General features: G+C 53.6%; 23 protein-coding genes. 15 read left to right on the top strand and 8 right to left on the bottom strand.

Features of this window, described 5'->3' with window-relative positions:
- Positions 1-54 precede the first annotated feature (54 nt).
- Complete coding sequence (locus BLU05_RS10110) at positions 55-1,368, bottom strand: MFS transporter (RefSeq protein ID WP_091879660.1); 1,314 nt, start codon at positions 1,366-1,368, stop codon at positions 55-57.
- Between the two features lie 305 nt (positions 1,369-1,673).
- Here BLU05_RS10110 and BLU05_RS10115 point away from each other — a divergent pair, with 305 nt between their 5' ends.
- Entirely contained in the window at positions 1,674-2,354 is a 681-nt protein-coding gene (locus BLU05_RS10115; RefSeq protein WP_091879662.1) for a superoxide dismutase, read from the top strand.
- Between the two features lie 4 nt (positions 2,355-2,358).
- Here BLU05_RS10115 and BLU05_RS10120 read toward each other — a convergent pair whose 3' ends face one another.
- Positions 2,359-3,204, bottom strand: coding sequence for an SDR family NAD(P)-dependent oxidoreductase (locus BLU05_RS10120; protein WP_091879663.1), 846 nt, complete (start codon positions 3,202-3,204; stop codon positions 2,359-2,361).
- A 48-nt stretch (positions 3,205-3,252) separates the two neighbouring features.
- Complete coding sequence (locus tag BLU05_RS10125; protein ID WP_091879665.1) at positions 3,253-3,699, bottom strand: hypothetical protein; 447 nt, start codon at positions 3,697-3,699, stop codon at positions 3,253-3,255.
- A gap of 334 nt (positions 3,700-4,033) precedes the next feature.
- Between BLU05_RS10125 and BLU05_RS10130 the strand changes: the two genes are divergently transcribed.
- The 4 genes from BLU05_RS10130 to BLU05_RS10140 all read left to right on the top strand — a co-directional run bounded on the left by BLU05_RS10130 (position 4,034) and on the right by BLU05_RS10140 (position 5,859).
- Complete coding sequence (locus tag BLU05_RS10130) at positions 4,034-5,020, top strand: MlaD family protein (RefSeq protein WP_091879666.1); 987 nt, start codon at positions 4,034-4,036, stop codon at positions 5,018-5,020.
- A 68-nt stretch (positions 5,021-5,088) separates the two neighbouring features.
- Positions 5,089-5,460 carry a hypothetical protein gene (locus tag BLU05_RS10135; RefSeq protein ID WP_091879668.1) on the top strand — a complete coding sequence of 124 codons (372 nt, stop codon included), beginning with the start codon at positions 5,089-5,091 and terminating at the stop codon, positions 5,458-5,460.
- 3 nt (positions 5,461-5,463) lie between these two features.
- Positions 5,464-5,616: a hypothetical protein gene (locus BLU05_RS26150; RefSeq protein WP_162700285.1), complete on the top strand. Its 153-nt coding sequence runs from the start codon at positions 5,464-5,466 to the stop codon at positions 5,614-5,616.
- Positions 5,617-5,619: 3 nt separating this feature from the next.
- Positions 5,620-5,859, top strand: a complete 240-nt coding sequence (locus BLU05_RS10140; RefSeq protein WP_091879669.1) for a helix-turn-helix domain-containing protein — start codon at positions 5,620-5,622, stop codon at positions 5,857-5,859.
- A 130-nt stretch (positions 5,860-5,989) separates the two neighbouring features.
- On the opposite strand, the gene BLU05_RS10145 is transcribed toward BLU05_RS10140, so the two are convergent.
- From BLU05_RS10145 to BLU05_RS10165, 5 genes are all read right to left on the bottom strand, one after another.
- The gene (locus BLU05_RS10145) at positions 5,990-6,766 is read right to left on the bottom strand and encodes an SDR family oxidoreductase (RefSeq protein WP_091879671.1); all 777 of its coding nucleotides are present in this window, start codon (positions 6,764-6,766) and stop codon (positions 5,990-5,992) included.
- A 5-nt stretch (positions 6,767-6,771) separates the two neighbouring features.
- Positions 6,772-7,611 (bottom strand): aldose 1-epimerase, encoded by an 840-nt coding sequence (locus BLU05_RS10150; RefSeq protein WP_091879672.1) that lies wholly within the window; start codon positions 7,609-7,611, stop codon positions 6,772-6,774.
- Positions 7,611-8,564 (bottom strand): L-arabinose ABC transporter permease AraH, encoded by a 954-nt coding sequence (gene araH, locus BLU05_RS10155; RefSeq protein WP_091879674.1) that lies wholly within the window; start codon positions 8,562-8,564, stop codon positions 7,611-7,613. The genes BLU05_RS10150 and araH overlap by 1 nt, the downstream gene beginning before the upstream one ends.
- 22 nt (positions 8,565-8,586) lie before the next feature.
- Positions 8,587-10,095: an L-arabinose ABC transporter ATP-binding protein AraG gene (araG, locus tag BLU05_RS10160; protein WP_091879675.1), complete on the bottom strand. Its 1,509-nt coding sequence runs from the start codon at positions 10,093-10,095 to the stop codon at positions 8,587-8,589.
- A gap of 69 nt (positions 10,096-10,164) precedes the next feature.
- Positions 10,165-11,148 carry an arabinose ABC transporter substrate-binding protein gene (locus BLU05_RS10165; protein WP_091879677.1) on the bottom strand — a complete coding sequence of 328 codons (984 nt, stop codon included), beginning with the start codon at positions 11,146-11,148 and terminating at the stop codon, positions 10,165-10,167.
- A gap of 206 nt (positions 11,149-11,354) precedes the next feature.
- Between BLU05_RS10165 and BLU05_RS10170 the strand changes: the two genes are divergently transcribed.
- The 10 genes from BLU05_RS10170 to BLU05_RS10210 all read left to right on the top strand — a co-directional run bounded on the left by BLU05_RS10170 (position 11,355) and on the right by BLU05_RS10210 (position 22,805).
- Complete coding sequence (locus BLU05_RS10170) at positions 11,355-12,110, top strand: FadR/GntR family transcriptional regulator (protein ID WP_244518254.1); 756 nt, start codon at positions 11,355-11,357, stop codon at positions 12,108-12,110.
- 29 nt (positions 12,111-12,139) lie between these two features.
- Entirely contained in the window at positions 12,140-13,288 is a 1,149-nt protein-coding gene (gene dgoD, locus BLU05_RS10175; RefSeq protein WP_091879678.1) for a galactonate dehydratase, read from the top strand.
- Positions 13,289-14,197: 909 nt separating this feature from the next.
- A complete protein-coding gene (locus BLU05_RS26155; protein WP_175540557.1) occupies positions 14,198-14,353 on the top strand; it encodes a hypothetical protein in 156 nt (51 codons plus the stop codon).
- Between the two features lie 297 nt (positions 14,354-14,650).
- Complete coding sequence (locus tag BLU05_RS10185) at positions 14,651-14,740, top strand: K(+)-transporting ATPase subunit F (protein ID WP_091879681.1); 90 nt, start codon at positions 14,651-14,653, stop codon at positions 14,738-14,740.
- A 33-nt stretch (positions 14,741-14,773) separates the two neighbouring features.
- The gene (gene kdpA, locus BLU05_RS10190) at positions 14,774-16,477 is read left to right on the top strand and encodes a potassium-transporting ATPase subunit KdpA (RefSeq protein ID WP_091879682.1); all 1,704 of its coding nucleotides are present in this window, start codon (positions 14,774-14,776) and stop codon (positions 16,475-16,477) included.
- An 11-nt stretch (positions 16,478-16,488) separates the two neighbouring features.
- Entirely contained in the window at positions 16,489-16,656 is a 168-nt protein-coding gene (locus tag BLU05_RS26160) for a hypothetical protein (RefSeq protein WP_175540558.1), read from the top strand.
- Positions 16,657-16,689: 33 nt separating this feature from the next.
- Positions 16,690-18,762 carry a potassium-transporting ATPase subunit KdpB gene (gene kdpB / locus BLU05_RS10195; protein ID WP_091879684.1) on the top strand — a complete coding sequence of 691 codons (2,073 nt, stop codon included), beginning with the start codon at positions 16,690-16,692 and terminating at the stop codon, positions 18,760-18,762.
- Between the two features lie 11 nt (positions 18,763-18,773).
- Positions 18,774-19,340 carry a potassium-transporting ATPase subunit KdpC gene (gene kdpC / locus BLU05_RS10200; RefSeq protein ID WP_091879685.1) on the top strand — a complete coding sequence of 189 codons (567 nt, stop codon included), beginning with the start codon at positions 18,774-18,776 and terminating at the stop codon, positions 19,338-19,340.
- A 70-nt stretch (positions 19,341-19,410) separates the two neighbouring features.
- The gene (locus tag BLU05_RS10205) at positions 19,411-22,116 is read left to right on the top strand and encodes a sensor histidine kinase (protein ID WP_091879687.1); all 2,706 of its coding nucleotides are present in this window, start codon (positions 19,411-19,413) and stop codon (positions 22,114-22,116) included.
- Entirely contained in the window at positions 22,113-22,805 is a 693-nt protein-coding gene (locus tag BLU05_RS10210) for a response regulator transcription factor (protein WP_091879688.1), read from the top strand. Before BLU05_RS10205 ends, BLU05_RS10210 begins: the two co-directional genes overlap by 4 nt.
- Positions 22,806-22,823: the final 18 nt, after the last annotated feature.

The following is a 22,823-nucleotide window of genomic DNA, read 5'->3' on the forward strand; positions in this document are numbered from 1 at the left end:
GATGAGGGATAAGAAAACGGGGAAGTCGGATCACTTCCCCGTATGTTTGTTTGATCAATCCTCGTGGATGAGGCTGTGATCGCGGCTATCGCGCATCTTGATGTAGACGATCAGGGACAAGCCGATCATGATGGTCACATACCAGAAGAACCATGTCTCATGGCCCATTTCCTTGAACTTTAGTGCCACCCATTCGGCGGTGCCGCCAAAGATCGTATTGGCCAAGGCATAGGGCAATGCGACGCCGAGCGCCCGGATATGGGCCGGGAAAAGCTCAGCCTTTACCACCGCGTTGATGGAAGTATAGCCGGTGACGATCAGCAGACCTGCCAGTGAAAGGGCAAAGGCAGTATAGGGGTTGGTTGTGACTGCCAAAGTCGAAAAGATCAGATAGGTGAAAAGAACACCGAGAATACCGAAGCCGACCATCAGCGGCTTGCGGCCGATCTTGTCCGACAGAGCACCGGCGATTGGCTGGCACAGCATGAAAATCAAAAGTGCCAGTGCGGTGATTTCAGTGGAGGATTCTTTGCTGAAACCCGAGGTGTTGACGAGGAATTTCTGCAAATAGGTGGTGTAGGCGTAGAAGGCGAGCGTTCCGCCCGATGTCAGCGCCAGAACAGTAAAGGCTTCTCTCGGATAATGCCGGAACAGGGCAAAGCCGCTGGATTTCGGCCCGGTGTCGTTCTTGGCGTTATGAAAGGACTGGGTTTCGGCAAGACCACGGCGGATATAGAAAACCGCAATCGCCAGAAAGCCGCCAATGGCGAAAGGAATGCGCCAACCCCAGGCACCAAGCTGTTCTGGTGTGAGAATGCGTTGCAGGATGAGCAGAACGACGAGGGCAACCAGCTGTCCGGAAATCAGCGTTACATACTGGAAGCTTGAATAGAAGCCGCGGCGATTTTTGCCGGCCATCTCGCTGAGATAGGTAGCGCTGGCGCCATATTCACCGCCGACGCTGAGGCCCTGCAACAGGCGCGCCAGAACCAGAAGTGCCGGCGCCAACAGACCGATCGACGCATAACCCGGCGTGATAGCGATCAGAAGCGAGCCAAGGCACATCAACGTCACCGATAGTGTCAGACCGGCTTTGCGGCCCTTGCGGTCGGCGTAGATGCCCATGACCCAGGCACCGATGGGCCGCATAAGGAAGCCAACGGCAAAGACAGCGGCGGCGCTCAAAAGCTCTGCGGTCTGGTTGCCTGAAGGGAAGAACACCGGCGCAAAGTAGAGGGTGAACGCGGCATAGACATACCAGTCATACCATTCGACGAGATTACCTGCCGATCCACCGATGATGGATTTCAGTCGGGTTTTGACATCGGGGGCGACGGCGAGTGGCGCGGTTTCAGCAATATCGGTCATGAAATTCCTACCTTTGACTATGACTGACCGTCTGTGCCGGTGAGATTTTCAGCACGACGTTTATCGGGTTTGGAACGGGGACTCCCTGATTTCAAGTCTTAAGGTAGCAACAGGCAGAATTCAAACGCTTATCCGACCCAATGGATTCGAAGCGACGCAACTGCACCAAAGCGTGATAGGAAGGAGCAGAAAATTGCCACGATCCGGGAACTCCTTCTGAATTGTACCGTTCTTCCAGATCGAGAAAGGCACGGTCCAAGACAAGTTTCGCTCATCTTGCCCTTAACAATCATCAGGAGAAGAAGATGGATCTCAACAGACGCGATATGCTGGTGCTCTCGGGCGCGGCGGCGGCAACAACGCTCTTTGCTCCAACCATTCAGGCGCATGCGGCGGTTCCTTTCAAACAACCGGAATTGCCCTATGCGGAAGATGGTCTGGCGCCTGTGATATCCGCGCGCACTGTCGGCCTGCATTACGGCAAGCACCATGCGGGCTATTTCAAGAAGCTCAACACGCTGGTGGAAAAGACGCCCTATGCCGATCTTTCATTGGAAGAGGTGGTCATACGGGCGAAGAAGGAAGGCAATGCGCCTATTTTCAACAATGCGGCCCAAGCCTGGAACCACAATCTCTACTGGCAACAGTTCAAGGGCGGACCTACCGCTGCGAAAGGCGCTTTTGCTACGGCGGCGGAAAGCAGCTTTGGCGGAATTGATGGTTTGAAGAAGAAGATTGTTGCCGAGTCGGACAATGTATTTGGAACTGGCTGGGTCTGGCTGGTCAAAGACGGTGACAAGCTTGCTGTGGTGGGCATGAAGGATGCTGGTGATCCTCTTGCAGAAGGCAAGAAAGCTGTGCTTGGCATCGATGTCTGGGAACACGCTTATTATCTTGATTATGAAAACCGCCGCGCCGACCATGTTGCAGCGGTTCTCGATAAGCTTGTTAACTGGCAGTTCGTTTCCGAACAGTTTGACGCCTGATCAGCTATTTCTCGCGTTTGAGGAAATCGGCAAATTCGTTCTGGTAATCCGGATGCCAACGCGACAAAGGCGGGCGATTTTCTATTATATCGCCCGCTGCCCAGAGGATGCGCCGATCGTCGGTACGACGAACCACATCATTATCAGGGCACAATATATAGAAATCTCCCGCCGTTACGCTCTCAAGCAGGAAGTCGACTGTTTGCTCGGATGTCCATGCACCCGCGGGCTTTTCCGTCCTGCCGCTTGATGTAAGTGCAGTAAAGACAAAACCCGGAATGAACAGATGCGCGGTCACCTGACAGCCTTCGGTATTGCGCAGCTCATGTTGCAGGGCTTCGGTAAAAGTTTTCACGCCTGATTTGGAGACATTATAGGCAGGATCGCCGGGTGGGGTGGTTATACCTTGTTTTGAGCCTGTGTTGATGATGAGACCGGGTTTGCCCCGGGCAATCATATCAGGTCCGAATACCTGTGTTCCCCGCACAATGCCGAACAGATTGACCTCGATGATCCTGTCCCATCCGCCGGGTTCAAAGACACTGCTGCCGGGCTGGATGCCGGCATTGTTCATAAGAAGGCTGACTGGACCGAGTTCCGTCTCGACTTGCTGTTGCAGCCGCTGCAAGTCTTCAACCTTGGTTACATCCGTGCCAACGGCAATGGTATTGGCCGGATTGCCGTGTTCGCGAACCTTTGCCAATGCTGTATCCAGTTTCTCGCCCGGCAAATCAGCAATACAGACCTTAAGACCCATCGTGGCAAAGCGGATTGCTGCAGCAAGACCTATTCCCGACGCGCCGCCAGTAACCACGGCAACGTTGGACGGCATAAGGACCGGATGTGTCATGGCAATTCTCCTGCTTGGATTCAATTCGGCTTTGCGATGGGGCAGAGCTTAGCCGAAATTCGGCACACGAATATAATGTTCCAGCGGACTGATATGTTCATGCGATTCGCCATCCCGATCATCATCATGTGAATCCTGCGCAAGCGCGGCATCTTTCTGCCTGCGCGCCTCAAGGATTTCATTGTCGGAACTTTCGCCCATGCACAGCGCACCAAGCAGGATCATGCGTGCTTTGTCGGCGAGCCCCGAATGGTTTTCATCGAGGGCAATATCCAGAATAACCCGGCTGAAATCGGTCGGTTCCAGCATTTTTTCCATGCTGTATCCGGCCTTTTCGCGGCGCGTATTCTCGGTGTCGATCAGGGTATAGAGCTTTTCACGCAGATCAGCGCCGACATTCTCATACTGGATTGTCAGACTTGGTGCGGCCGTGGCGAGCTTCTGCTTTTGCCGCTCCCGGTGCCGCTTTTGTCTCTCTGCGTTGGATAATGCCATGGGTATGTCTGTGCCGTAACGAACGCGAATCACTTACATTAACTTGATAAGGGTGCGTTCCCTAACGGGCAACATTATGGTCACGTAACACACAGACTGTTGATAACAGTCGTTACGATTATGTGAGTTACGTAACGGGAACGTTATGAGATTTGGCTCTTGCCGTAACGTCAGGGGGCAATCGTAACGTTGGTCGCAGCCTCCTGATGACAGCAAATAAGACAGTTCTTCTATCGGAACCATCAAGAAGATAGTGGCGTTTGGTGACATGCAAGGCTAGGGATATCGCACGATGTGGTTGTGAGCATGTCGGTCTGGATGAATGGAATCGTGAATGGAAACCAAGGCCAATTATCTTGTGGTCAGTATTTTCACCGTGCTGGTGAGTGTGCTGGCCCTTGGTTTTGTCTACTGGATCGAGCGTTTGGGCGACACCCGCCCGACATCAATGCTTGAAATCCGCATTCCCGGTTCCGTAACGGGGCTGGTCGTCAAGAGCCAGGTTTTGTTCAATGGCTTGAAGGTCGGCGAAGTGACGCGACTTTTCATTGATGCAAGCAATCCTGATGTGGTTATCGCCCAGACCGAGATCGATTCAACCACGCCGATCACGCGGTCGACTCAGGCGGAACTGGCCTTTGTCATGCTGACCGGACAGGCCTATATCGAGTTGAAGGGCGGCAAGAGCTATGAGCCCAAGCTGCTTGAAGAAGCGGAAAAGGAAGATACGGTCGCGCGTATCGATATTGATCCCTCGTCCCTGAAAACATTGGTGCAAACGGTGCAGGATGTTCTTCAGAAGGTGGATCGCGCGATGGATGCCACCGAAAGCTATCTGGACGAAATGAAAGGGCCAGCTCTCGACAGAGCGCATGAGGCAAAGGATTTTACCCAGCAGCTTGCGGATAGCACTGAGATGATCAACCGTTACGGACAGCGGGCGCAGGATGTACAGGCGGTTATCAAGGATGCGCGCGAAACCATGTCGCGGATCAATGAGGCCTCGGTAAAAGTCGATGATGCCCTGACCAGGCTGGACAAGGAACTTTCCGAGGACAAAGGCGGTACGGTTGCCAATATCCGCGAACAGCTGCAATCCTATCGCGACACGGCTGATGGCCTGCAGGCGCGCCTTGCCCCGATCATGAAAACACTGGGAACCTATACGGGCGAAAAGCTGCGCAACGCGCAGAAGTTTATTTCCGATAGCCGCCGTTCGGTGGAGAGTATCGAACGCGCTATTTCGAATTTCGACAGCAATCCACAGGAACTGCTGTTTGGCGGAGAAAACAAAGTACCCGAGTATAATGGGCGGCGCTAACCAACCAAGGTTGCGCTCGACACGTCTCTTTTCGACAGGTAGCGTTGCGGCACATGATGGGGGATGCGATGCGGTTTGCGGTGATCGGAACGGGACTTGTGATTGCCTTGTTGGCGGGCTGTACGACACCATCCGGTGGCCGGAGTAGTGATGCCAGTCTGATCGCCGATGTCAAACAGCTGGTGACGACCTCCTATCAATGTCAGAACGCACTTGGCCGCGAGCCGCATTATTCCGCCATTGAAAGCAGCGAAACCATTCTCAAGGCGCTGGGTCGCTCGCCCGAAGAGGCCGACAAGACAGTCCGGGGCTGGCTGAAAGGGTTGATCGCTTCATCGAAACAGCCAACGGATATGGACCGCAAGGCGTGTAAAGACACATTGCTGAAGCAGGCGGAAAAAGTGCGAATCGAATTTGAGGCGCGAAAAGCCGGGGAATGATGCATGGATGAGCCGCAGCCACCGCGTTCAGGGCTCCTGTCGCCAGTGCAATTCGTGCTGGTGCTTGTGTTTGCGGCTGGTGTGAGCTCAATCCTGTTTTATCCGGCGATGTCTCTGCTGGGGCGGATTGTTGGTCTGTTCCGGGCAACAGGATAGCGGATGGGAAAAACGCTTGGGACGGAACAGCATAAGGCATTAATCGCCATGCTGATTGCCAAGCGTGAAGCCGCTGGCTTTACGCAAGCTGAACTTGCCAACGCATTAGACGAATACCAGTCCTTCGTTGCCAGGTTGGAAAGCGGTCAACGCCGTGTGGATGTGGTCGAGCTGATCTGGCTTGCACGGGTTCTCGGCTTCGATGCGGCGCAGCTGGTAAAGGCGATTGAAGCTGTCAGGTGAAATATGCTTCACTGTGGAACGGAGCTACGATGGCCCAACCGGATCATGTCAATGATCGGATTATCCGGTTTCTGCGACCAGAAAAACAATAAGATTGGCGCAGATGCTTTCGTTGGCGTGATCACGGGCGTTAACCGTGCTGCCGTACACTCAAGCCACCGTCGATAGTCAGGCATGTGGCATTCATGAAGGGGCACTCGTCAGAGATCATAAACACGGCGGCGAGTGCTATTTCTTCGGGGGATGCGATACGCCCGCCCGGATGCAGGGCCATTGTTTCCGCTTTGGCAGCATCAGGATCAGGAAACGAATTCCAGTAATCTATGACCTTCTGTGTCGAGACATAGCCGGGTGCCAGTGCGTTCACCCGGATGCCTCTGGCGGCATATTCCAGTCCCAACGACTTCGTCATGCCGAGCAATGCATGTTTGGCAAGAGGATAGGGGAAGGTATGGGGAATAATGGTGAAGGCATGGGTGGACGCAATATTCAAAATGGCGCCACCGCCGTTCGCGATCATATCAGGCAAAACCGCTTTGCAGCAATTCCATGCGCCCTTCAGGTTGACATCGAAGCAGCGTTGCCATTCTTCATCTGTCGTCAAAAGCGGCTCATTGAAGACGTTGATACCTGCATTGTTAATCAAGGCATTCAGCGGACCGATGACAGATTTCGCCCGGACCACCGCTGCCATAATGGCTGGCTCATCGGTGATACTCACCGCACTCGACTGTACCGTCGCACCGCTGGTTTGAAGGTCGGCTGCAACCTGCTGTAAGAGCAATTGGTCAGTGTCAATGAGATATAGGCTCGCCCCTTCTCTGGCGGATGCCTGAGCGATGGCAAGCCCTATCCCTTGAGCGGCGCCGGTGATCATGATCCGTTTGTCCGAAAGACGTCCCGCCATCTGTATCAGTCCCTCATTTCGTCGATGCGCAGTGTAATGCCGCCGCTTAATTTATCACCAGGCTTCAGAATGGTGAGTTTGCCCAGTTCGGGCAAGTTATGCCCATTCGGCAGATGGCTCATCGGCTCGAAGCAAAAGAAGTCTATTTGATCTTCTGGAGCATAAATCACGTAATGAGGAAACAAAGCATCTCCTGATATTGCAGCAGTCATGCGCGCTTCCGGCCAGTCGATTTGTGCTGTTCCGTCCCAACCCGCAAAAGCATTGTTGACCCACCGGTCCGGCAGGTGATTGAAAGCTGCAAAATTCAAATCATCAGGGACCGGTCCTGCCGTATCGGGTAGATGTCCTGTCTTTTCACTCCAGAATAGTCTTGCTGGCGCTCGCAGTCGCGTTTGCGGTGTCCTCGGAAAAAAGGGATGGAATCCCAGTCCGAAAGGCAGCGCAATTTCTCCCCGGTTTTCCACACTCAGGCCAAGATTAAGTGTGTTCCCGTTGATCGAAACTATCTGAACTGCGCGATAAGAATAGGGTGATTGGTGCGACGCTTGGTGCTCATAAGCCAAACGAACATGTGTTTGGCTTTCCTCCACCACCAGCCAAGGTGCCAGCCAGCCATCACCATGCAGATAAAGCGGATCGTCTTTCGTATTGGGCTTGAGCACATGTGTTTGGTTGCGAAAGCGAAATTGGTTCCCCGCAACGCGATTGCCAAAGGGAACCAGTGGAAAGCACCCAACAGGTGCTGGTTTCAGGAAGGGTTTTCCGCAAAAAGTGGCTGCCATCAGGCAGCCGCCTTGAGGGTTGATTTGAACGTTCAGCTCGCTGTTGCCAAGGCGGACCATTAGCCTCTGCGGCCCACCGCACCAGATCTCAGATTGTCGAGCAGCACCGCCAGAAGCAAAATCAAACCGCGCACAACATATTGATAAAAAGCCTGAATGTTCAAAAGGTTCATGACATTCTCGGCTATGCCCATAATCAGAACGCCTACAATGACACCCGCCATGGCTGCCCGGCCTCCGGCCAGCGACACACCGCCAAGCACGCAGGCCGAAATTACCGACAGCTCAAGGCCTGTCGCCGCATTTGGCTGTCCAGACGTAATGCGTGAGGCAAGGAGAATACCCGCAATGGCGCAGACAAAGCCCTGCAGCGCAAATATCCAGACGCGCATGGAAACGACATTGACGCCGGCCAGTCTGGAGGCCTCGGGATTGCCACCGATGGCAAGTGTATTTTTGCCAAAGACCGTGCGGTTGAGGATAAAGCCAAAAGCAATGAAAAGTACAAGCATGACCCAGATGGGCGCGGGAATTCCCAGGAATTTCGACAGGGCAAGCTGGTAGAAATTGGGATCGTTGATACCGACAGCTCTGCCATCGGACGAAATGAGCGCGAGGCCGCGAACGATCTGCATGGTCGCAAGGGTCGTGATCAAGGCATTGATGCGAAAGCGCGCGATGACCACACCATTGACCAATCCGACGAGCGCGCCACACAGAAGCGCTGCGATCAGGCCGAGCAATATGGAGCCAGTGGCGTTTGAAGCCATGACTGCGATCATCCCGCAGAAGGCAACTGTTGACCCGACAGAAAGATCGAAATCCCGTGAGGCAAGGCAAAACATCATTGTGCAGGCGACAATGCCGATTGTCACAACCGACTGCAGCAAGCCGAGCATGTTGCGTTCCGTGAGAAAATTAGGAACGAACACCGCAACGACGATAAAGGCCAAAGCAAAGATGACAACGAGACCTTGTTCGCCAAGGAGAAGCTTTTTGAGAGACACGCTCATATCAAACCTTTTTCAAATCAGTTTAGGCCACGGCTGCGGCAGATCTGTCGGGAAGGGCAGCTGCAAGGATTTTCCTCTCGTCGAAAGCGTCGCGATCATATACGGCAGCGATACGCCCCTGACACATCACCGCAATTCGATCCGAGATACCCATGACTTCCGGCAGCTCGCTCGAAATTACGATAATAGCCATGCCATTTTCGGCCAGTTCGTAAAGAATGTTGTAAATTTCCGCTTTTGCACCGACGTCTATTCCACGTGTGGGCTCATCAATGACAAGCACCTTGACGCCCTGCTCGGAAAGCCAGCGGCCAAGAATGACTTTCTGCTGATTGCCGCCGGAGAGATTGACGATGTCCTGCTTGCGTGAAGGCGTCCGTATTCGCAATTTCTCGATGAAACGATCCGCGAGCCTTGCCTCTTTACCCGGCTGCAATATGCCCAACGGTGAAAAATGACGGCGTGATGAAACCGCAATATTCTCCTCGATGGAACGGCCCTGAATAATGCCATCGAATTTGCGGTCTTCCGGGCACAAGACCATACCGGCTTCAATGGAATGCCGGGGATTATTACCGCCAACCGCCACGCCGTCGATCGTGACGGTGCCGGTATGGCGATGGTCAGCGCCATAGAGCAACCGTGCCATTTCTGACCGCCCGGCACCGATCAGGCCGAAGAAACCGAAAATCTCGCCCGAGCGAACGTCAAAGGAAACAGGGTTGGGCAGAAGCCTGCCACCGAGCTTTTCAACCTTCAGGCGCTCGGTTCCTATTTTGCGGGCGCGCCACCCCCAGATATTGCTGATCTCGCGCCCGACCATCTCCGTAATCACCTGATCGCGTGTCACCTTTGCGAGACTGGCATGATGGGCGGCAAGCTTGCCGTCCCGCAAAACAGTCAGGCTATCACAAAGACGAAACACCTCGTCGAGCCTATGCGAGATGTAGAGGATAATCTTGCCTTGGGCTTTCAGTTTACCAATCAGTGCAAACAGAATTTCGCTTTCACGGGACGACAGGGAAGAGGTTGGCTCATCCAGAGCGATCACGCGTGCATCAAGCATGACCGCCTTGGCAATCTCGACCATCTGGCGCTGGCCGATCGAAAGGTTTGCAACCTTGATTCTGGGATCAACATCAATGCCGATTGCTTCAAGCTTTTGCGACACATCCGAGACAAGCTTCTTGAAATCGATCATGCCTGCCTTGGCAGGGAACCGTCCGAGCCAGAGGTTTTCGGCAACCGTCAGTTCGGCGACAAGCTGCAGTTCCTGATGAATGACGATGACGCCAGCGTCAAACGCATCGCGCGCCGATGAATAGTGTTGAACTGAACCATCAAGAGAAATTTCGCCAGTGTCAGCGGACTGATCTCCGGAGAGAATGCGGATCAGCGTGGATTTCCCCGCACCATTCTCGCCCATGAGGCCGTGCACAGCGCCCTTTTCCACTGCGAAGGAAATATCGGACAGCGCCTGTACGCCCGGATACCCCTTACTGATATTTTTGAATTCAAGGAAAGATGCCATGGTCGGCCAAGCCCTCAAGGATTGTACTGCCCGGCAAAATTGCCGGGCGTTTATTGCCTGTTCCGAGGATTATTCGATGCCGAGTTCCTTGCGCACTTCGGCATAATTATCGCGCAATGCCAGCTGCCCGGCTGTCAGGGTCAGCTTTGCCGGCTGTTTGCCGTTGGCGATCCAGTCGTACATGTTGAGGGCAGTTTCGTAGCCGTGACGCTTGGGCGAAATGATCACCGTGCCGAAGAAACCGGTTGGTGTTGGCTTCTTGAACTCGTTGATCGCCGATTCCGCACCACCGATTCCGATACCAATCACACCATCAGCAGGAATGCCGACGCTTTCGGTAGCACGGACGGCACCAAGCACGGATTCATCGTTCAATCCCACTGCAACCCAATGTTTGATGCCAGCGTTTTTGTTGAGAACAACCGTTGCCGCGTTGAGTGCAGCTTCCGTGTCAGTCTTGGCCTGCGGGGCGTCAAAAATATTGGCCTGCGGGAAGCCAGCTGCTTTCAGCGCCGATAAGGCGCCTTCAACGCGATCGACGGCAGTCGGTAACTGGTCATAGGAAACCCGGATTGCACCGACGGTCTTCATATCCCAGCCGCGCTTTTTGATTTCGTCGACCATTGCCTGGCCTACAGCTTCACCAATCTTGCTGGCGGAAATTCCCATGTGCGGAACATCCTCCAATGGTTTGCCGTCTGCGCCGACGAGGCGGTCATCGACCGTCATCATCTTGAGTTCATTGGCTGTCGCCTTGGCGACGATGCCAGGTCCGAGCTTCACGTCGGGTGTGCAGATGATGAAACCCTGTGCACCCTGTGCACCGAGATTATCAATTGCAGACTGGACTTTTTCACCGTCTTCCGCGCCGATCTTCACCAGCGTGAAGCCTTTTTCCTTGGCAGCGACGTCGGCAAACTTCCATTCATCCTGAAACCACGGTTCTTCGGGTTGTTTGACGATGAAGCCTATTTTGACATCTGCAGCAAAAGCACTGCCAGCTGCAATTATGGCGACTGTGCCAGCCAATATGGCTGCTTTTATAAAGCGCATATCTCTCTCCCAAAATTTTGGCTGCTCCCAGCAGCACCCTAGGAATAAGTTAAATCATCATACCAGTCAATTGCCAATGTATGATGATTGAGATAGTAGAGAGAAGTGTTGTAGAGTGATAGGACGAGGAGCCCATCAACGGTGATGGGTGTGGATTATAGCGCCGACTTATATGCGGGATGTCGCGTCGGGGTTTGGAGGGCAGGGTGGAGACAGTAATCTTGGGGCAAGCGGAGCCGACCGCTGATGGAGTGCTTCGGCGCCCGCGTGTCCAAAAGAATGTCACAGCGGCCATCGCCATGGAGATTTGTGCCGACCGTTATCCGTCCGGTACACTCCTTCCGCGTGAAAATGACCTTTGCGCACAGTATAACGTCAGCCGCACGGTCATTCGTGAATCATTGAAAACACTGGAATCAAAGGGCCTCGTGCGTGGCAAACCACGGGTTGGCACGACGGTCTGTGACAAGGACGACTGGAATATTCTTGACCAGCAGGTGCTGGAGTGGATGGGCCCGAACATAGCCAATTTCGATCTGCTTGGCTGTATTCTTGAAGCACGCCGCACGGTTGAGCCTATGGCTGCGGAATTAGCTGCCGATAGGGCGACGGCACAGGAGATCGCTGATCTTGAAAAGGCTTGGCAAGACATGCGCGACAGTGAAGGCGATATTGGCCGGTTCACCGAAGCCGATGTGAATTTTCACGCGACCCTGCTCAAGGCCAGCCACAATCAGGTTTTCCGGCAATTGTCGGGAATTATCCATGCGGGCCTCAAATACTCGCTGCAGGCCTCCAACGAGGCGGTGGAAACGCGGGACGAAGCGATAGCCGCCCACGGAGAGCTTGTTGAGGCGTTGCGTATGCGCGACAGAGCCGCTGCCCGCAGATGTTCCGGACATCTGCTCGATCTTGCCGCCAGAGATCTGGCGTCAGCGCTCAACGACAGCAAAACGCGATAGATTATCCGAATACTGAAAGTGCAGACACCATGAAGATCACCAAGCTCACCACTTACATTGTCCCGCCCCGTTGGCTGTTTCTCAAAATCGAAACTGACGAAGGTGTTTCCGGATGGGGCGAACCGGTTGTTGAGGGGAGGGCTCTGACGACGGAAGCCGCGGTCCATGAACTCGCGGATTATCTGATCGGCAAAAATCCATTTCTGATTGAGGATCACTGGAACGTTCTCTATCGCGGTGGTTTCTATCGCGGTGGCGCCATTCACATGAGCGCTCTGGCGGGCATCGATCAAGCGCTATGGGATATCAAGGGCAAGGCACTCGGCCAGCCAGTACACGCTCTGCTTGGCGGTCAATGCCGTGATAAGATCAAGGTTTATTCCTGGGTTGGCGGTGATCGCCCTTCTGATGTGGCCCGCAACGCAACGGAAATGGTTGCGCAGGGTTTCAAGGCCATCAAGCTCAATGGATGCGAGGAAATGCAGATCGTTGACAGCTGGGAGAAAGTCGACAAGGCAGTTGCAACAATTGCAACGATCCGGGAGGCGGTAGGTCCGCATATCGGTATCGGTGTCGACTTTCACGGGCGGGTTCACAAACCAATGGCAAAGGTGCTTGCCAAGGAACTCGACCAGTTCAAACTGATGTTCATTGAAGAGCCTGTCCTGTCCGAGAATTATGAGGCGTTGAAGGAGATTGCGAACCATTGTTCGACGCCAATTGCGCTTGGAGAACGCCTTTACTCACGCTGGGATTTCAAACGAATCCTTGCGGAAGGTTATGTTGACATTATCCAGCCTGATCTTTCGCATGCAGGGGGCATCACGGAGTGCCGCAAGATCGCAGCAATGGCTGAGGCCTACGATGTTGCTCTTGCGCCCCATTGTCCGCTCGGGCCTATTGCTTTGGCCGCATGCCTGCAAATCGATGCGGTCAGTTACAACGCATTCATTCAGGAACAAAGCCTCGGCATTCATTACAACAAGTCCAATGACATTCTTGATTACATTCGCAACAAGGATGTTTTTCACTATGAAGACGGCTTTGTCAGCATTCCTCAAGGGCCGGGATTGGGTATTGACGTTGATGAGGCCTATGTTGCGGAACGTGCCAAAGAGGGGCACCGTTGGCGCAACCCGATCTGGCGTCACGCAGATGGCAGCTTCGCCGAATGGTAAGTGGGTGATGCTGCAATGCCCGTTGTCTTCAACGTCTGCTTGCATTTCCTGATCAAATAAAAGCCCTTCGGGCATCCAATGCCAGTAGGGCTTTTGGCCGTTCCGAATTTTCGCAGGGCATTTGTTCAGTGACGGGGTTTAGTCTCGTAGACCAAGACAATAATCACTGCCAAAGCCAGAAGAAAAGTAAAATCACGCATTTGTTAATCCTCGCATCAATCATCGATGCGCCGCTTCAACCAGAAAGCCTCAACGCTATCGATGAGGCGGCTATTTACCGCTACAAAGGACAACGCATGGCCAAGCTGCTATTCGCATGTTCACGTTCTTGATTGCGCTCAATTCGCGATGTCCTTTGTGCCTGTAAGCAGGAACCTCGCTACTCGATAAGTCAAATAAATATTCTCCTATAGTTGTTCCAATATAAAATTAGGCATTTCGTTTATAAGATTTTTATTTCTTTCCGACGCCGTCGCAATCGAAAAAATATCCGATCGTAGTTAGTGTCCAGACGCCGTTGTTGCTCTGTGGTTATAAACTTTTTCTGAAGAGCGAAACCACATTTACTCGCGACAGCTGGCGTACTCAACAAAAGGACAGAATGCGATGTTTACGCGCTCCAGAATATATTATTTCGCGCATAACAGACAGAATGAACAACCCGTAAGGTTGCCTCCGTCCAGTGCAAATCAGAATGATGTTCACGCCGCACCCGGTCATGAGGAGTTGGGTGTGTTTCTGCGGCTGTGGGGCGTCATTCTCACCGGTGTTGCCGTCATTCTATGCGGCAGCTGGTTGCTCAGATAATGGGCCGCCGGCTCGACGCAATCCGTAGCGACCGTAACGGCCAAGGGAAGCCCACATCCTTGTGGTGGTGAAAACGTGTTTGTTGCGCAATCGGAGACAATCATGTCGGAGCAGCAAATGGATAAGCGGCGCTTCAAGACGCCAACGAATGACGTCAAGGCCGATGCCGCGCGGATCAAATCATTGATACCGATTGCGCTCGGTATCCTTGTGTTGATGGCCGCAATTGACGGTCTTGTCAGGTTTTTCGCCAGGTAGCTGCTGCGCAAATCCTTATAGGAATTTTATATCTTTCCTACGTGTGACGTCTCGAACCTTTATGGCGTTCGGAGTCATAATCCCCACGGTTCGCATCTTATGTACCGCACAAGTAAGCGCAGCATTTATTGAGGCTTAGCTAAGTCTTCAATGAAGTTCTGTCTTGCAGTGATACGATCAATAAAAAGGAGTTCTGTTCGATGGACTTTATTGTTCTCGGAATAGGCGTTTTGTTCTTGGCTCTATCGCTGGCTTATACAAAAGCCTGCGATATCCTTTGACCGGAAAGACTGCCAAATGATTATCGATTACATCCTCAGCGGTGCTGTCACCTTGTTCCTTCTCGCCTATCTCACCTACGCCCTTGTTCGCCCAGAGCGGTTTTGATCGCATCTGGCGCCCGGCTCGGAAAGCTTCACCATGACTCTCAACGGTTGGTTACAGATCCTCGTTTATTGCGGGATCATCATTCTGCTCGTGAAGCCGTTAGGCGGCTACATGACGCGCGTTTTCAATGGCGACCGCACGTTTCTTTCGCCACTTCTCGTTCCTGTTGAACGGGGACTTTATAAAATAGCTGGAACGAATGAGCGCGACGAACAGCATTGGACCACCTACACGGTGGCTTTGCTGCTTTTCAGCCTGGCTGGGTTCCTTGTGCTTTATTTCCTGCAGCGGTTCCAGGGTGCTCTACCCTTTAATCCTGCGGGGATGACAGCAACGGAGCCAACCCTCGCATTCAACACAGCCATCAGCTTCGTAACAAATACCAACTGGCAGAATTATGGTGGCGAGAGCACGATGTCGTATCTCGTGCAGATGGCTGGCTTTACCGTACAGAATTTCGTTTCGGCGGCAACCGGTATCGCCATTGCTGTTGCGTTGATCCGCGGCTTCGCCAGAGCATCCGGCAATTCCATTGGCAATTTCTGGGTCGATCTGACGAGAGCGACACTCTACATTCTATTGCCCATTTGCATCGTCCTGACGCTTGTTTATGTCTATCTCGGCGTTCCACAGACCCTTGGGACCTATGTCGAGGCAACCACGCTGGAAGGCGCCAAGCAGACGATTGCGGTTGGCCCGGTTGCTTCGCAGCTTGCTATCAAAATGCTCGGCACCAATGGCGGCGGCTTCTTCAATGTCAATTCCGCTCATCCATTCGAAAATCCCGATGCAATCTCCAACTTCCTCCAGATGGCTTCAATCTTTGTGATTGGTGCAGCATTGACCAACGTGTTCGGCCGTATGGTCGGCAATCAGCGTCAGGGCTGGGCGATCTTCGCTGCCATGGGCATATTGTTCCTGACTGGTGTGATCGTTTGCTATTGGGGTGAAGCCGCTGGTAACCCGCTGGTCCATGCACTCGGTATTGATGGTGGCAACATGGAAGGCAAAGAGGCGCGTTTCGGCATCGCCTTATCCGCTCTCTTCGCTGTGATTACCACGGCAGCCTCATGTGGCGCAGTCAATGCCATGCATGACAGCTTCATGGCAATCAGCGGTATGATACCGCTTATCAATATGATGCTGGGCGAAGTGGTTATCGGCGGCGTCGGTGCTGGTCTTTACGGTATCCTGCTTTATGTCGTCATCGCAGTCTTCGTGGCTGGCCTGATGGTTGGCCGTACACCTGAGTATCTTGGCAAGAAGATCGAAGCGAAGGAAGTCAAGATGGCCATGCTGGCTGTCCTGTGCCTGCCTTTGGCAATGTTGGGCTTTACAGCCATTGCCAGTGTACTGCCATCAGCAGTTGCGTCTGTTGGCAATGCTGGCCCGCATGGTTTTTCCGAGATTCTTTATGCCTACACATCCGCCGCCGCCAATAACGGTTCGGCCTTTGGCGGGCTCTCGGGTAACACGCCTTGGTACAACATCACTCTCGGCATCGGCATGTGGATGGGCCGCTTCTTTGTCATCATCCCAGCTCTGGCCATCGCTGGCTCGCTGGTAACGAAGAAAACTGTTCCAGAATCCGCAGGCACTTTCCCGACCCATGGCGGGCTGTTCGTTGGCTTGCTGGTGGGTGTGATCCTGATTGTTGGCGGCCTCACATTCTTCCCGGCGCTCGCCGTCGGACCGATTGTCGAGCATCTCGCCATCGGTCTTGGCCAGACATTCTGATGGAGCGTCCAATGCGTCATGGTTACCTGCAGTTCAACGCTCATTCCCGCGCCCGAAAGCTGGCGCGGGGGGCAGCCAAACGTGTGCGGGCTTCCGATATCGTCCTCGGCATGATGCTGGTGACGCTTGTTGTCTGGCTCATCGCATACGCATTCATTCACATGGTTACGTCGGTCTGATCGGCCGCTGTTCAGTCACAACTGGAGTCTCAAATGAGCCAGTCCAAATCCGCGAGCCTAATGGACGCTCGCATATTGTTACCAGCCGTCGGAGGCGCTTTCAAAAAGCTTGATCCGCGCACTCTTGCCAGAAATCCGGTGATGTTCGTCGTCGCTGTGGTTTCGGCGCTGACCACGATTTTGTTCATAAAGGACATCATTGTTGGCGGTCATGACCTCAGTTTTTCGTTTCAGATCATAGTGTGGTTATGGTTCACGGTGCTTTTTGCTAATTTTGCGGAAGCGGTCGCGGAAGGGCGGGGTAAGGCACAGGCCGATTCACTGCGCAAGGCCCGTACCGAAACCCAGGCAAAGCTCTTGTCGGGTGAAGACCGCACCAATTTCAAACTGGTTCCGGGCACGAGCCTGAAGGTCGGTGATATCGTTCTGGTTGACGCTGGCGACATCATCCCGTCAGACGGTGAAGTTGTCGAAGGTATCGCATCGGTCAATGAATCAGCAATAACAGGCGAATCTGCACCTGTCATCCGGGAATCCGGTGGTGATCGATCAGCGGTAACGGGTGGCACACAGGTGCTGTCCGATTGGCTTCGTGTCCGCATCACGGCAGCAGCTGGTTCAACATTCATCGACCGAATGATCGCGCTGGTTGAAGGTGCAGAACGTCAAAAGACACCCAATGAGATTGCACTCAACATTCTCCTTGCAGGCATGACGCTTATATTCGTGTTGGCAACGGCGACTATTCCAAGTTTTGCATCCTATGCCGGCGGCGCAATTCCCGTTGTGGTGCTGGTCGCTTTGTTCGTGACGCTCATCCCGACCACGATCGGTGCATTGCTCTCAGCCATCGGTATTGCCGGTATGGACAGGCTCATCCAGTTCAATGTGCTTGCGATGTCAGGTCGTGCGGTTGAGGCGGCGGGTGATGTGGATACATTGCTGCTCGATAAGACCGGCACCATTACTTTCGGTAACCGTCAAGCCACTGAGTTCAGCCCGGTGAAGGGTGTGAGTGAACAGGAACTTGCCGATGCAGCACAACTTGCATCGCTCGCGGACGAAACTCCTGAGGGCCGTTCCATCGTGGTTCTGGCCAAGGAAAAGTACGGAATCCGCGCCCGCGATATGGCGACCTTACACGCCACGTTTGTGCCATTCACAGCGCAGAGCCGCATGAGCGGCGTGGATATTGATGGTTCTTCAATCAGAAAAGGTGCGGTTGAGGCTGTCCTTTCATATGTCGACCTCTCGACAGTTGCGACAGGCGCCACACGCGCCAGCAGCGAAACCGTTCGCGAATTGCAGGCGATTGCCGATCAGATTGCCAAAGCAGGTGGAACGCCGCTTGCAGTTGTCAGGGACGGGAAGCTTCTGGGTGTTATTCATCTCAAGGACATCGTGAAGGGTGGCATCCGGGAACGTTTCGCTGAACTGCGGCGCATGGGTATCCGCACCGTCATGATCACCGGTGATAATCCTTTGACAGCAGCGGCAATTGCTGCGGAAGCTGGCGTTGACGATTTTCTTGCTCAGGCAACACCTGAAAACAAGCTTTCGCTCATCCGCGATGAACAGTCCAAGGGCAAACTCGTTGCCATGTGCGGTGATGGTACAAATGATGCTCCAGCGCTGGCGCAGGCGGACGTCGGCGTTGCCATGAACACTGGTACAGTTGCTGCTCGTGAAGCGGGAAACATGGTCGATCTTGATAGTGATCCGACGAAGTTGATCGAAATCGTTGGCATCGGCAAGCAGCTGCTCATGACGCGTGGTGCCTTGACGACATTTTCCATCGCCAATGATATCGCCAAATACTTTGCGATCATCCCAGCAATGTTTCTGGCATTTTACCCGCAACTGGCCGCGCTCAATATTATGGGTCTGCAGACACCTCAGAGCGCCATCCTATCGGCCATCATCTTCAATGCGCTTATCATCGTTGCCCTTATCCCCCTGTCACTGAAAGGTGTAAAATACCGCGCAGTGGGTGCCGGGGCGCTTCTAAGCCGCAATCTGCTCATCTACGGCCTTGGCGGCGTTATTGTTCCGTTCGTCGGAATTAAAGCCATCGACGTGGTCATAACAAGCCTTGGGCTTGTGTAAAGGATATCCCGATGCTCAAACAACTTAAGCCCGCGATTGTCATGATAATCGCACTCACAATTATCACAGGCCTGCTCTACCCCTTGGGGATGACCGGATTATCGCAGCTCCTTTTCGCACGTCAGGCAAACGGCAGCCTTGTTGAAAAGGACGGCAAGATAATCGGGTCTGAATTGATCGGTCAGGCGTTCACAAGTGACCAGTATTTTCATGGGCGGCCATCGGCTGCCGGTGACGGCTACAATGCTGCAGCCTCCAGCGGCTCCAATCTCGGACCGACAAACCCGAAATTGATTGATCGCATCAAGACCGATGCCGCATTCTTGAAGGAAAGTAACCCCGGCGCACCGGTCCCGATCGATCTCGTGACGACCTCCGGAAGTGGACTTGATCCGGACATTTCACCTGAAGCGGCTTATTTTCAGGTTGGACGAGTAGCCAAGGCTCGTGGTGCAGATGAACAGGCTATTCGCAAACTGGTTGACCAAAATGTCGAAGGCCGTGAACTCGGCTTTATGGGTGAACCGGTTGTGAATGTTCTGAAATTGAATCAGGCGCTTGATAGCCTGGACAAATAACTTTTGAATATGGAGGCCGGAGATTTGCATCAGCATAGCTCCGGCCTTTCGTCATTGGGAGGCTTTGTAAATGCCTGACGACAATCGCGACTTGGATCGAAGACCATCTCCGGATGCGCTTCTCGAAAATGCCGATCGTGAACGTCGCGGCCGACTGAAGATTTTTCTCGGCGCTGCTCCGGGGGTAGGAAAGACCTACGAAATGTTGATGTCGGGCCGGGCAGCAATTGCCGACGGATCAGATGTCGTGATTGGTGTTGTCGAAACCCATGGTCGAAAAGAGACACAGGCTCTTGTCGAAGGTTTTGAAGTCGTGCCGCGCAGAAGCGTTGACTATAAAAATCATCAACTTGAAGAGATGGATATTGACGCAATCCTCGCGCGGCGTCCGGCTCTCGTATTGGTTGATGAACTTGCACACACCAATGCACCGGGCAGCCGCCATCCCAAGCGGTATATGGATGTTGAGGAAATTCTGTCTCAGGACATTGATGTCTATTCGACCTTGAATATTCAGCATGTCGAGAGCCTGAATGATATTGTTGCCCAGATCACCCGGGTTCGTGTGCACGAAACTGTGCCGGATTCGGTCATTGATCAGGCAGATGAAGTTGAAATTATCGATCTTACCCCGGCCGATCTCATCAAGAGATTGCAGGAAGGCAAGGTATACCTGCCTGCGACGGCCAAACGAGCGACAGAGAACTATTTTTCTCCGGGCAATCTGACCGCACTGCGTGAGCTTGCCTTGCGCCGGACTGCCCAGCGCGTTGATGATCAATTGCTTACGCATATGCAGGCCAATGCAATATCGGGACCATGGGCTGCCGGTGATCGCGTTTTGGTATGTGTTGATGAACAACCGCGCGGTGCCTCACTTGTGCGCTATGCGCGGCGACTGGCAGACAGGCTCCGTGCTCCATGGGCCGCAGTTCATGTTGAAACGCAGCGGTTTGCTCGCCTCTCGGAGGTCGACAGGGACAGACTGGCGTCAACCTTGCGTTTGGCCGACCAATTGGGCGGTGACACGATCACACTTCCCGGCCGGAATGCCGCGGAAGAAATCGCCCGGCATGCACGGGAGAACAATGTCACTCATATCGTAACGGGCAAGCCGAATAAGCCACGGTGGCGTGAGCTGTTTGAGGGATCCGTATCCCACGACCTGATACGGCATGCCGGAAACATCAGCGTCCACGTTATTTCAGGCAATGATCAGGAGGTGGTCTCCTCGCAACGGCGTTCCGCGAGTGCGCCAAGACCAAACTTCCAGATCAAACCGTATCTCGTGAGCACCGGGTATGTTGTAGCAGCCCTCGGATTTGGTCTTCTGCTGTCGCGCTTTCTCGATGTGCGCAACATCGCGCTCGTATTTCTCATGGCGGTGCTGGCATCGGCCGTAACGTTGGGATTATGGCCAGCCTTGTTTGCCTCCGTCGTGAGCGCAGCGGTACTTAACTTCTTTTTCCTTGATCCACTTTATACTCTGGTAATCAGTGATCCAGAGAGCGTTATTGCGCTTGGGTTTTTCTTTGTCGTCGCGGTGATCGCCAGCAATCTGACGGCTCGGGTCCAGCGGCAAGCCTCGTCGGCACGCCAGCGTGTTCGGACCACGGAAGACCTTTACTCCTTCAGCAAAAAATTAGCGAGAACCGGCACCCTTGATGACGTCCTTTGGGCAACAGCATTCCAGATTGCGTCGATGCTTAAAGTACGGGTGGTGCTTCTTTTGCCTGATCATGGTTCCATTCAGGTCAAGGCGGGATATCCGCCGGATGATACGCTGGATGAGGCTGATATTGCCGCCGCGCGGTGGGCTTGGGAAAACAACCGCGCTGCGGGCCGGGGAGCCGATACGCTTCCGGGGGCAAAACGGCTCTATTTGCCCTTGCGAACGGGCCGTATGGCGGTTGGTGTCATTGGTCTCGACAATGATAAGCAAGGCCCGCTTCTGTCACCGGAGCAGCAACGGCTGCTGGACGCACTGGCGGATCAGGCGGCGGTTGCCATTGAACGGACACAGCTTGCAGGTGATGTTGACCGCGCAAAGCTGGCGGCCGAAGCAGATCGCCTGCGCTCGGCACTGCTGACGTCAATTTCACACGATCTCAAAACGCCGCTCGCGGCGATTATGGGCGCGGCTGGAACGTTGAAGGAATTTGCGCCCGCGCTTGCTGAAGACGCCAAAATTGACCTGTTGTCGACCGTGCTTGATGAGTCCGAAAGGCTCAATCGCTTTATTTCCAATTTGCTCGATATGACGAAGCTGGAATCCGGGGCAATGGAACCAAACTACGCCTTCCAGTATGTCGGTGATATCGTTGGGACTGCGCTCGATAGGGCCAGGAAAATTATTGGCCGGCATAAGACGGAGATTGATATTCCCGCTGCTTTGCCCGTGTTGAGACTGGATGCGGTTCTGTTCGAACAGGTTCTGTTCAACCTGCTCGATAATGCCTCAAAATATGCACCTGAAGGATCAAGTTTGCGCATACAGGCGTGGAGCGACGATGGCTGGGTTATCCTGCAGGTTATGGACGAGGGGCCGGGTATCCCTGAAGAGGATCTGGAGCGCGTATTTGATACGTTTTATCGCGTCAGAAAAGGTGATCGGGTAACTGCCGGTACCGGGCTCGGACTTTCGATATCGAGAGGTTTCATTGAAGCCATGGGTGGCACGATCACCGCCGAGCGCAGAACAGACCGCTCCGGCGCCATCTTTACGATCAGAATGCCTATCCCAAAGGACACTCCAACAATTGAAGAGCTGACATGACCAACTCAAATGTCAAAATATTGGTTGTCGATGATGAATCGCCAATCCGTAAATTGCTTCGGGTGGGTCTGAGTACCCAAGGATACACCGTTCTTGAAGCAGGAAACGCATGGTCGGCAATAGAGCAGGTACGCCTCACGCGTCCCGACCTCATCATTCTTGATCTGGGTCTTCCTGATTTGTCTGGTCATGAATTGCTGCGCAGGTGGCGTGACGAAGAGCTGGAACTCCCGGTCATTATTCTGTCAAGCCGGACCGATGAGAAGGGCATCGTGGAAGCGCTTGAGCTTGGCGCAGATGATTATATCACCAAGCCATTTGGAATGAATGAAATTGCGGCCCGTATTCGCGTCGCTCTGCGCCACCGACTTCAGCAACAGGGCGAAAGACCGGTGTTTGAAACGGGGAGTCTCTCCGTCGACATCGTCAAACGCATCGTCAAGGTTGATGGCAAGGAGATCAAGCTTTCCCCGAAGGAATACGATATCTTGCGTATTCTTGTTCAGTACGCCGGGAAGGTTCTGACACATCAGTTCCTGCTTGATCAGGTGTGGGGAGGGTCCACGGATGTGCAATATCTTCGCGTATATGTCCGGCAGCTACGCCAGAAAATTGAACAGACACCAGATCAACCAAAATACATCACGACAGAAACTGGCGTTGGCTACCGTCTCAGGGAGGTGGATTGAGCATCATTTGCTTGATCA

It is taken from the genome of Phyllobacterium sp. OV277 (genome assembly GCF_900104355.1).
Taxonomy (GTDB): Bacteria; Pseudomonadota; Alphaproteobacteria; order Rhizobiales; family Rhizobiaceae; genus Phyllobacterium.

Coding starts and splice junctions, on each gene's coding strand:
- BLU05_RS10110 (WP_091879660.1), bottom strand. CDS start 1,368: ATGACCGATATTGCTGAAACCGCGCCACTCGCCGTCGCCCCCGATGTC.
- BLU05_RS10115 (WP_091879662.1), top strand. CDS start 1,674: ATGGATCTCAACAGACGCGATATGCTGGTGCTCTCGGGCGCGGCGGCG.
- BLU05_RS10120 (WP_091879663.1), bottom strand. CDS start 3,204: ATGACACATCCGGTCCTTATGCCGTCCAACGTTGCCGTGGTTACTGGC.
- BLU05_RS10125 (WP_091879665.1), bottom strand. CDS start 3,699: ATGGCATTATCCAACGCAGAGAGACAAAAGCGGCACCGGGAGCGGCAA.
- BLU05_RS10130 (WP_091879666.1), top strand. CDS start 4,034: ATGGAAACCAAGGCCAATTATCTTGTGGTCAGTATTTTCACCGTGCTG.
- BLU05_RS10135 (WP_091879668.1), top strand. CDS start 5,089: ATGCGGTTTGCGGTGATCGGAACGGGACTTGTGATTGCCTTGTTGGCG.
- BLU05_RS26150 (WP_162700285.1), top strand. CDS start 5,464: ATGGATGAGCCGCAGCCACCGCGTTCAGGGCTCCTGTCGCCAGTGCAA.
- BLU05_RS10140 (WP_091879669.1), top strand. CDS start 5,620: ATGGGAAAAACGCTTGGGACGGAACAGCATAAGGCATTAATCGCCATG.
- BLU05_RS10145 (WP_091879671.1), bottom strand. CDS start 6,766: ATGGCGGGACGTCTTTCGGACAAACGGATCATGATCACCGGCGCCGCT.
- BLU05_RS10150 (WP_091879672.1), bottom strand. CDS start 7,611: ATGGTCCGCCTTGGCAACAGCGAGCTGAACGTTCAAATCAACCCTCAA.
- araH (WP_091879674.1), bottom strand. CDS start 8,564: ATGAGCGTGTCTCTCAAAAAGCTTCTCCTTGGCGAACAAGGTCTCGTT.
- araG (WP_091879675.1), bottom strand. CDS start 10,095: ATGGCATCTTTCCTTGAATTCAAAAATATCAGTAAGGGGTATCCGGGC.
- BLU05_RS10165 (WP_091879677.1), bottom strand. CDS start 11,148: ATGCGCTTTATAAAAGCAGCCATATTGGCTGGCACAGTCGCCATAATT.
- dgoD (WP_091879678.1), top strand. CDS start 12,140: ATGAAGATCACCAAGCTCACCACTTACATTGTCCCGCCCCGTTGGCTG.
- BLU05_RS26155 (WP_175540557.1), top strand. CDS start 14,198: ATGTCGGAGCAGCAAATGGATAAGCGGCGCTTCAAGACGCCAACGAAT.
- BLU05_RS10185 (WP_091879681.1), top strand. CDS start 14,651: ATGATTATCGATTACATCCTCAGCGGTGCTGTCACCTTGTTCCTTCTC.
- kdpA (WP_091879682.1), top strand. CDS start 14,774: ATGACTCTCAACGGTTGGTTACAGATCCTCGTTTATTGCGGGATCATC.
- BLU05_RS26160 (WP_175540558.1), top strand. CDS start 16,489: ATGCGTCATGGTTACCTGCAGTTCAACGCTCATTCCCGCGCCCGAAAG.
- kdpB (WP_091879684.1), top strand. CDS start 16,690: ATGAGCCAGTCCAAATCCGCGAGCCTAATGGACGCTCGCATATTGTTA.
- kdpC (WP_091879685.1), top strand. CDS start 18,774: ATGCTCAAACAACTTAAGCCCGCGATTGTCATGATAATCGCACTCACA.
- BLU05_RS10205 (WP_091879687.1), top strand. CDS start 19,411: ATGCCTGACGACAATCGCGACTTGGATCGAAGACCATCTCCGGATGCG.
- BLU05_RS10210 (WP_091879688.1), top strand. CDS start 22,113: ATGACCAACTCAAATGTCAAAATATTGGTTGTCGATGATGAATCGCCA.